Origin of the sequence: Mesorhizobium sp. M7A.F.Ca.CA.003.01.2.1 (genome assembly GCF_003998945.1) — a bacterium.
Taxonomy (GTDB): Bacteria; Pseudomonadota; Alphaproteobacteria; order Rhizobiales; family Rhizobiaceae; genus Mesorhizobium; species Mesorhizobium ciceri.
In genome coordinates this window covers 1-8794 of record NZ_RZRA01000106.1, presented here as the reverse complement: position 1 = coordinate 8794, position 8794 = coordinate 1, and the positions used below count along the sequence as shown (strand labels likewise).

Sequence of the window (8794 nt, the reverse complement as noted above, 5' to 3'; positions counted from 1 at the left end):
TGCCGCGACAGATGTTTGGCGGCGACGGCGCCGGCAGCAGCGGTTCGGATATCCGTGAGATAGCCGTTGTCGAGCAGCAGTGCTTCGACCAGCCCGGTTTTGGACGACAGCAGCACCATCATGCCGTTGACGCTGGGCAGGCCGAGCTTCGGATTGTCGAAGAAGCCGGGGCTGATCTTGATGGCGAAACCGTCGATATCAGGCACGTAGGCGGTCTTCACGTCGACCTCGCCGCGATGCTCGGGAATGTCGAGCCGCAGGATCGGCGGCATCGCCACCGGCAGGGTGGCAAGCGCACGGAAGGCGTTTTCGACGCAGGCGACTGCATCGAGATCGAGTGTCACGATCGCGCGCAATTCTTGTTCGGTGAGGATCGTCATCCGGCTCATGCGGCGTGCTCCTTGAGCGATGGCGCCTCGCCGCAGACGATCCTGCGGTGCGCGTCCATATCGATGTTGCGGCCGGAGAGAAGCACGACCACCGGCCCGTCCGACCTGACCTTGCCGGCGAGCAGCGCGGCGATGCCGACCGCGCCGGCGCCCTCGACGATTTCGCGTTCGCGCGCATAGGCGTGACGGATGCCGGCGGCGATCTCGTCCTCGCTAAGCAGGACGATACCATCGAGCAGGTCGCGGCACATGGCGAAGGTCAGCCGGTTGTCGAGGCCGATGCCGCCGCCGAGCGAATCCGCCAGCGTCGGCAATTCCTCCACCAGCACCGGGCGGCCGGCATCGAGGCTGGCCTTCATCGCCGCGCCACGAGCCATCGAGACACCGATGATCTTTGTGCCGGGGCTGACGCCTTTGATGGCCGCGGCAACGCCTGAGGCGAGCCCGCCACCCGACAACTGCACCAGGACGAGGGCAGCATCCGGGACCTGTTCGATCATCTCAAGCCCGAGCGTGCCTTGCCCGGCGACAATGTCGGGATGGTCGAAGGGCGGCAGCATAACCAGCCCCTCTTGCGCCACCAGCCGATCGACCTCCTGCTGGGCATCGTCCTGACTGTTGCCGATAATGCGAACCTCCGCGCCCAGCCGGCGGATCTCGTCGAGCTTGTTTTCAGGCACCAGCCGCGACATGCAGATCACCGCGCGCATGCCCTCAAGCTTCGCCGCATGCGCCAGCGCGCGGCCGTGGTTGCCGGTCGAGGCCGCGACCACGCCACGCGCCTTCTCCGCGGTGCTGAGCGAAGCGACGGCATTCGAGGCGCCGCGCAGCTTGAAGCTGCCGGTGGTCTGCCGGTGTTCGAGCTTGAGGTGGACGGGGACGCCCAGCCCTTCGGAAAGACTTTGGGACAGCACGGTCGGCGTGCGCTCGACCTTGCCGGCAATGCGCTCATGCGCGGCGCGAATGTGCTCAAGAGTGACCTGTGTCATGATCATCAATCAGGCGGCAAATGGCTGCGTCATCAGACGGCCGAATTCGGGACGCGGCGTGTCATCTCCGCACAGCCGCAGACAATTCCAGGCGGTCGCCTGGTTGCTGGTCACCACGGGACGTCCAATAGTTTTTTCCATTCCGGTGACCGCGAGGGCGCTACGCAGCGCCGTGCAGGAGACGAACAGCGCATCGGCGCTGGTGTCGGTCGCCTCACGCGCCAGTTCGACGAGGGCCGCCGGTGCGATGCGCGCCATCTCGCGGTCGTCCTCGAAACCGAGGCAGGTGAAGCTGGCGATCTCGAAGCCGTGCGCCGCGAAATAGGCGGCCATCGGCCTGGATGTCTCGACCGTGTAGGGAGTGAGGATGCTGATCTTGCTTGCGCCCAGCGCACGCAGCCCGCGCACGCCCGCCATCGGCGGGGTGATTACCGGCACGCCGGGCTTTGCGACCTGGATCGCCGCCTCGATCTCGGCATCGCCGATCACCACCGAGGCCGAAGTGCAGGAATAGCAGACGGCATCGAGTGGCTCATCCGGCAGGATCAGGGCCGCGCCCGCCGTCAGCGCCGGCTGCATCTTGCGCAGGTTTTCGGGCGTCGTCGGGTTGGCATAGGGAATGCGCGCGACATAGACGCCGACGCGTTCGCTCGCCACCATGCGGCGGAAATCCGGTTCGCTGGTGTGGTCGGTGGCCAGGATGATCAGGCCGATGCGCCGCTCCAGCGGACGCGCATCCAGTGCCGGCCGTTTTGGATACACCTTGATCTCGGGCAAGGGTTTCATCGGTTACCTCTCGATCTTGCCGTAGCGGCGTTCCAGCCAGCGCAGCAACACGACCGAAAACAGACTGATGACCAGGAAGAAAGCACCGACCAGGGTGATCGGCTCGATATAGCGATAGTAGGTGTTGGCGACGCTTTTGGCCTGGTTCATCAGTTCCAGCACGGTGATCGCCGACAGCAGCGGCGTTTCCTTGAACATGGCGATAAAGTAATTGGCGAGCGCCGGAATCATCGGTGGGATAGCCTGCGGAATGATGATGTGGGTCCAGGTCTGACTGGCGCTCAAATTGCACGCCTTGGCGGCCTCCCATTGGCCGCGCGGCACATTGTCGATGCCGGCACGATAGACCTCGGCCGTATAGGTGCCGTAATGCAGCCCGAGCCCGATGACACCGGCGACCAGCGGCGGCAGCAGGATGCCGATGTCGGGCAGCACGTAGAAGATGAAATAGAGCTGCACCAGCAGCGGCGTGCCGCGGATGAATTCAGCCGCCCAGCCGACCGTGCGCGACAACGCCTTGTTGGGCGAGCGGCGCGCCAGCGCAATGCCAAGCCCGACGATCGCCGCCAGCACCGAGCCGAGCAGCGTCGCCAGGATGGTGATCTTCACGCCCTGGATCAGCGTTGGCATGATTTCCCAGACGAAATTCCAATCCCATTCCATCAGTAGGCCCAATTTATCAGAAGGGAGTTGGCCATCAGGCACGCACCCCGTCGAGGCCGCGCGCCATGCGTCGTTCCAGCGAGCGCACGCCCCACGAGATGAGCAGGGCGAGGATGAAATAGATGATCAGGATGGTGGTGAACGGCACCAGGGTGTTGCCGGTCTGGGCGCGCACCACCTGCGCCTGGAAGGTCAGGTCGGTGAGCGAGATCAGCGACACCACGGCGGTCGCCTTGAGCAATTCGATGGCATTGTTGCCAAAGGTCGGCAGCATCACCAGCAGCGCCTGTGGCAGGATGATGTGGCGCATGCCTTGCCAGCGGCCGAGATTGAGCGCTGTGCAGGCCTCATACTGTTCGCGGCCGATCGACTGGATGGCACCGCGCACCACTTCGGCGGCGTAGGCGCCGACATTGAGGCCGAGCGCCAGCACGCCGGCCTGCAACGGGGTCAGCGAAATGCCGATGAAGGGCAGCACGAAATAGGCCCAGAACAACTGCACGAAGATCGAGGTGCCGCGGAAGAACTCGATGTAGGCGGTGGCCAACCAACGCAGCGCAAAGAAGCGCGACACGCGCCCCATGCCGGCGAGGAAGGCCATGATCAGCGCCAGCACCGACCCCATCAGCGTCAGCTCGATGGTGACAAGCGCTCCCTGCAATATCAGGCCGAAATAGCCGGACCACTGGGTCATTCGGTTTCCAACGTTGGGTTTAGCATCTTCTCCCCGTTCACGGGGAGAAGATGCCGGCAGGCAGATGAGGGGCGGCGCGAACTTGCGAAGGTTTGGCGCCGCCCCTCATCCGTCACTTCGTGACACCTTCTCCCCGTTGAACGGGGAGAAGGAAGGATCACTTCGCCGCGCAGAGCTTGTCGCGGCTGGTCGACATCGCGGCTGCCGCCGAGAAGCCGTAGGGCTCGATGATCTTGGCGAACTCGCCCGATTTCTTCATCTTGGCCAGTTCCACATCGAAGGCGTCGCGCAGTGCCTCGTCGCCCTTCTTGAAAGCGGCGCCGTCGCAATAGACCGGTGCGCCCTGCACCGGAGCGATGACTTCGAGGTTCGGATCGTTGGCCTTCTTGACCAGATCATTGATCGACAGGACGGGCAGCGAATAAGCGTCGATGCGGCCATCCTGGAGCATCTTCACGCCGCTCTGGCCATCCGGCACGACGATGACGCGATCGCGTGGCACGCCGGCATTGAGCGCGAGCTTCTCCTCGGTGCCGCCGCCCGGCGCGCCGATGGTCGCAGTCGTATCCTTGGCGACATCCTCATAGCTCTTGAAACCCTTTGGATTGCCTTTCTTCACCAGCATCGCCTCGGCGTCGCACAGCACGGGTTCCGAATAGGCGACCGCAGCACAGCGCTCCGGCTTCATGAACAGGCCGGCGGTGACGACATCGAAGCGACCGGCCTGCAGGCCGGGGATCATGGCGCCATATTCGGAGATCGAAGCGGCAACGTCGGCGACGCCGAGCCGCTTGAATATCTCGCGGGCCACATCAGGCGCGGCACCCGAAACCTTGCCGTCGGCGGCGACCGCCGTATAGGGCGGCTCGTTGGCGATGGCGAGGCGGGCGAAACCTTGCGCCTTGAGCTGCTCGAGCTTGCTGTCATCGGCCGAACCGGGGATCGAGGCGGCCAGCACCGCCGTCAGTGCAAGACCGGCAACGCCGGCCAGAATGCCAAGTTTGTTCATTGTTCCCAACTCCTTGTTTCTTGTCTTGCTTTGTTGCATGGCGGCCCTCGCCGCCTCGGGACGACTTCGTCGCCCTGGGCATTGCGGTCAGACCCGATGTCCGGCCGCGATGATCTTCTTCAGGAAACCTTGCGTGCGCTCCTGCTTGGGATTGCGGAAAATCTCGTCCGGTTTGCCTTCTTCGACGATCCTGCCGCGATCGAAGAACAGCACCCGGTCGGCGAAATCATGGGCAAAGCCCATCTCGTGGGTGACCAGCAGCATGGTCATGTCGGTCTCGGCGGCGAGCTTGCGCATGACGTTCATCACCTCCTCGACCAGCTCTGGATCGAGCGCCGACGTCACCTCGTCGAACAGCATGATCTTCGGCGACAGCGCCAGCGCCCGAGCGATCGCCACGCGTTGCTTCTGTCCACCGGACAGCTGCGCCGGCATGTTCTTGGCCTTGTCGGCCATGCCGACCATTTCGAGCAGTTCCATCGCCCGCTTTTCGACGGCGGCACGCGGCGTGCCCTTGGTCAGCATCGGCGCCAGCGTGACATTGTCCATGACGCACTTGTGCGGAAACAGGTTGAACAGCTGGAACACCATGCCGATCTTCTGGCGCATCCTTGTCAGATGCCGCTCATCGGCGGGCAACAGCTGGCCATTGCGCTCCATGTGATAGAGCTGCTCGCCGTCGATCTGGATATGACCGCCATCGATGCGCTCCAGCGTCATCAGGATGCGCAGGATCGTCGTCTTGCCCGAACCCGATGGGCCGATCAGTGCCAGCTTCTCGCCGGGCATGACTTGCATCGACAGGCCGTCCAGCACCTTGAAGCTGCCGAAGCTTTTCGAGATGCTGTCGATCTTGATGATGGGCGCTGGTGCGGACAAATGTATTTCCCCGTGCTGGAGAAGCCTATGCCCCTTAACGATGCGGAACGCGCCAAATCATGTCAATTGGGAAAATAATATCATGACAATTATTCTGATTCCCCACAATTTCCGGGCAAACCGGACCTAGATTGCGAGCAGCAGATGCTCCGGATCGCCAAGCAGCAGCTTGGTGACAACGCCGAGGCCGGCGCGCAGTTCCCCCTCGGTGGTCGAACCCAGCGAGATACGCACCGCCGGGTGCCAGGGCGCACCCGAAATACGGAAGGATGTTCCGGGCGCGATAGCCACGCCTTGCAGGCGGGCCTGGGCGACAAAGCTTTCCTCGGCACGGTCCGCGGGCAGTTGAAGCCAGACAAGCAGCCCGTCTCGCCGGGCGCGATAGTCGACCCCCGCCAGCACCTGCGCTGCAATATCCTGCCGGCGCCGCAAAGCCGCGCGCTGCCAGTGGACAAGCTCCATCGCCGTGCCGTCGGTCACCCATTTGGTGGCGATCTCGGCCACCAGCGGCGTCGCCATCCAGTTCGAAACCAGATGCCGGTTGGCGACGGCGGCGACGTAGCGGTCGGGTGCGGCCAGATAGCCGATGCGCAGGCCGGGCACGGTGATCTTGGTGAAGGAGGTGACGTAGAGCGTGCGCTCCGGCGCGAACGCGGCAACCGGCGGCGGCCGGTCTTCGACCAGCGGACCCAGCACATCGTTCTCGATGATGGCGATATCGTGCTTGCGCGCGACCGCGGCGATCTCTTCTCGCCGCCGCGCATCCATCAGCGTCGCCGTCGGATTGATGACCGAGGGCTGCACGAAGACCGCGCGGATGTCGGAAAGCCGGCAGGCCTCGTCCAGCGCTTCCGGAATCAGGCCGTTGTCGTCGATCGGCAGGCCTTCCAGGTTGAAGCCGAGATAGCGTGCCAACGGCACCAGCGTATGGTGGCCGATCGCCTCCGTGGCGACCGTAGAGCCCGGCGGCGCGACGCTCATCAGCGCCACTGTCATGCCGGCGGTGGCGCCGTTGGTCAGGCTGACGTTCTGCGGCGATGCATCGAGGCCGCACAGTCTCAACCATTCGACGGCGACGGCGCGGTGGCGGGGAAACACCATGTTGGGCCGGAACGAAAGTGCTGAACTCGACGGCAGGTTCTCAGCCAGCCATCCCAGTGCCTGCTTCAGCCGCTCAAGATGCATCGGCTCGCAGACCGGTTTCAGGATCGAAAGGTCGATGACTTCACCGAGCCGCTCCGGCAGATAGGGCGGCTCGGGCTCGCGGCGCTGCGTCTGGACGAAGCTGCCGCGGCCGATCTCGCCCGAAATCAGGCCGCGCCGGATCAGTTCCTCATAGGCGCGGCTGACCGTCTGCACCGAAAGCTTGAGGTCGTCGGCCAGCCTGCGATGGGTCGGCAACCGCGCGCCATTGGCAAGGCGTCCGTCATGGATGGCGCGCGCGAACTGGTCGGCCAGCGACTGATAGGCCGGCCGCCGGATAAGCGCGGGATCGGGTTGCCACAATGTCATGACTTATTAGAGATCGAAATCAGTGCAATTGACAATCGAAATAATGCGCCGTCATGGTACTCGGACGAAAAAGTGAGCCCTGATGACATCAGCGAAACTCGACCCGATCGACCTGAAAATCCTCGACGCCATCCAGCGCGACGGACGCATCACCAAGCTGGCGCTGGCCGAGCAGGTCGGCCTGTCTCCGACGCCGTGCTGGATGCGGTTGCGCAAGCTGGAAAAGGCCGGCATCGTCTCGGGCTATCACGCCAGGATCGCCATGCGCGTCGTGGCACCCGTTGCCACCGTGCTGATGGAGGTGACGCTGGCAAACCACCGCCAGGCCGATTTCGACCGCTTCGAGCGCGTTATACGCGATGTTCCCGAGATCGTCGCCTGCTGGTCTGTCGGCGGCGGCGTCGACTATCTGTTGAAAGTAATGGCGCGCGACATCGACGCCTATCAGCGGCTGGTCGATGGCTTGCTGGACCGCGAGATCGGCATCGATCGTTACTTCACCTACATCGTCATCAAGACCGTGAAGGACGAGGTGGCGCTGCCCATCGCAGAGCTTTTGCCGGCGTCGTCATAGGAGCGGAGAGATTCTCTCGCCGGGCAACCCGATAGAGAGAGTCTCTCTACGTCAGGACTTCCAAACAGCCTCTCTATCTGCATCGGGCGGATAGTCTTCCCTTATCAGTCCGAACCGGGAGGCTTTGACCATGTCCGCGCATTTCGCCCGCTCGCATCGCCATGAAGCGCTCGACGGCCTCGCCGACCGCCGGCTGCTGCGCGAACTGGCCTATGTCGATGGCCACTGGACCGCAAGCGAGGCTGCCGAAAGCTTCGAGGTCACCGATCCGGCCACCGGCACGACCGTCGCTTTCGTCGCCGCGCTCGATGGCCGGCAGACGACAAAGGCGATCGATGCCGCGGCGCGCGCCTTCCCGGCCTGGCGGGCGCTGTTGCCGCAGGAGCGCTCGAAAATTTTACGAAAATGGTTCGAGCTGATCGTCGGCGCCAAGGATGATCTGGCTCTGCTGATGACGCTTGAACAGGGCAAGCCTCTGCAGGAATCGCTGGGCGAGATCGACTACGCCGCCTCCTTCGTCGAATGGTATGCCGAAGAAGCAAAACGCCCGAACGCCGAGAGCGTCACCAGCCATCTGCCGAACGCCGAGATGATGGTGCGGCGCGAGCCGCTCGGCGTCGTCGGCGTTGTCACGCCGTGGAATTTTCCGTCGGCCATGCTGACCCGTAAGGCGGCCGCCGCCCTTGCCGCCGGCTGCACCATCGTCGCGCATCCGTCCTCGGAAACGCCGCTGTCGGCGCTGGCGCTGGCCGAACTCGGCGAACGCGCCGGCCTGCCCGTGGGCGTCTTCAACATCGTCACCGGCAAGGCTTCGACGATCGTCGGCCGGATGTGCGAAGATCCGCGCGTGCGTGCCATGAGCTTCACCGGCTCGACCGAGATCGGCCGGCTGATCGCCGCCCAGAGCGCGCCGACCATGAAGCGGCTGGTGATGGAGCTTGGCGGTCATGCCCCGCTGATCGTCTTTGCCGATGCAGATCTGGACAAAGCGGTTGATATCGCCATCGACGCCAAATTCGCCACGTCGGGCCAGGACTGCCTCGCCGCCAACCGCATCTACGTCCAGCGTCCGATCTACGATCGGTTCTGCGCCGCCTTCGCCAAGCGCATCGAGACGCTGCGGACCGGCAATGGCCTAGCCGAGAAGATCGACATCGGGCCGCTGATGCATGAGCGCGCCATCAAGAAGGTGGAGGAACAGGTCGCCGATGCCATCGCTCACGGCGCGCGCTGCCTCACCGGGGGCAAACGGCACCAGGCCGGCCCGCTGTTCTACCAGCCGACGCTGCTGGCCGATGT

General features: G+C 64.1%; 9 protein-coding genes and 1 pseudogene. 2 read left to right on the top strand and 8 right to left on the bottom strand.

What is annotated here, in order from left to right:
* From EN969_RS07020 to EN969_RS06985, 8 genes and pseudogenes are all read right to left on the bottom strand, one after another.
* Nucleotides 1-389, bottom strand: a pseudogene (locus EN969_RS07020) (ornithine cyclodeaminase family protein); the annotation flags it as partial.
* Nucleotides 386-1378 (bottom strand): hydroxyectoine utilization dehydratase EutB, encoded by a 993-nt coding sequence (gene eutB / locus EN969_RS07015; RefSeq protein ID WP_164745816.1) that lies wholly within the window; start codon nt 1376-1378, stop codon nt 386-388. The pseudogene EN969_RS07020 and the gene eutB, both read right to left, overlap by 4 nt.
* 9 nt (nt 1379-1387) lie before the next feature.
* Entirely contained in the window at nt 1388-2164 is a 777-nt protein-coding gene (gene eutA, locus EN969_RS07010) for an ectoine utilization protein EutA (protein WP_063170120.1), read from the bottom strand.
* Nucleotides 2165-2167: 3 nt separating this feature from the next.
* Entirely contained in the window at nt 2168-2827 is a 660-nt protein-coding gene (gene ehuD / locus EN969_RS07005; RefSeq protein ID WP_013530329.1) for an ectoine/hydroxyectoine ABC transporter permease subunit EhuD, read from the bottom strand.
* A 34-nt stretch (nt 2828-2861) separates the two neighbouring features.
* Nucleotides 2862-3521, bottom strand: a complete 660-nt coding sequence (gene ehuC / locus EN969_RS07000; RefSeq protein WP_013530328.1) for an ectoine/hydroxyectoine ABC transporter permease subunit EhuC — start codon at nt 3519-3521, stop codon at nt 2862-2864.
* 157 nt (nt 3522-3678) lie between these two features.
* A complete protein-coding gene (gene ehuB, locus EN969_RS06995; RefSeq protein WP_013530327.1) occupies nt 3679-4530 on the bottom strand; it encodes an ectoine/hydroxyectoine ABC transporter substrate-binding protein EhuB in 852 nt (283 codons plus the stop codon).
* An 87-nt stretch (nt 4531-4617) separates the two neighbouring features.
* The gene (gene ehuA, locus EN969_RS06990; protein WP_063170119.1) at nt 4618-5409 is read right to left on the bottom strand and encodes an ectoine/hydroxyectoine ABC transporter ATP-binding protein EhuA; all 792 of its coding nucleotides are present in this window, start codon (nt 5407-5409) and stop codon (nt 4618-4620) included.
* Nucleotides 5410-5535: 126 nt separating this feature from the next.
* Nucleotides 5536-6921: a PLP-dependent aminotransferase family protein gene (locus tag EN969_RS06985; RefSeq protein WP_127419045.1), complete on the bottom strand. Its 1386-nt coding sequence runs from the start codon at nt 6919-6921 to the stop codon at nt 5536-5538.
* Between the two features lie 82 nt (nt 6922-7003).
* Here EN969_RS06985 and EN969_RS06980 point away from each other — a divergent pair, with 82 nt between their 5' ends.
* The gene (locus EN969_RS06980) at nt 7004-7495 is read left to right on the top strand and encodes an Lrp/AsnC family transcriptional regulator (protein ID WP_013530324.1); all 492 of its coding nucleotides are present in this window, start codon (nt 7004-7006) and stop codon (nt 7493-7495) included.
* A gap of 130 nt (nt 7496-7625) precedes the next feature.
* Nucleotides 7626-8794, top strand: a 1169-nt coding sequence (locus EN969_RS06975) for an NAD-dependent succinate-semialdehyde dehydrogenase (protein WP_164758167.1), incomplete at its 3' end; no start/stop codon positions are given.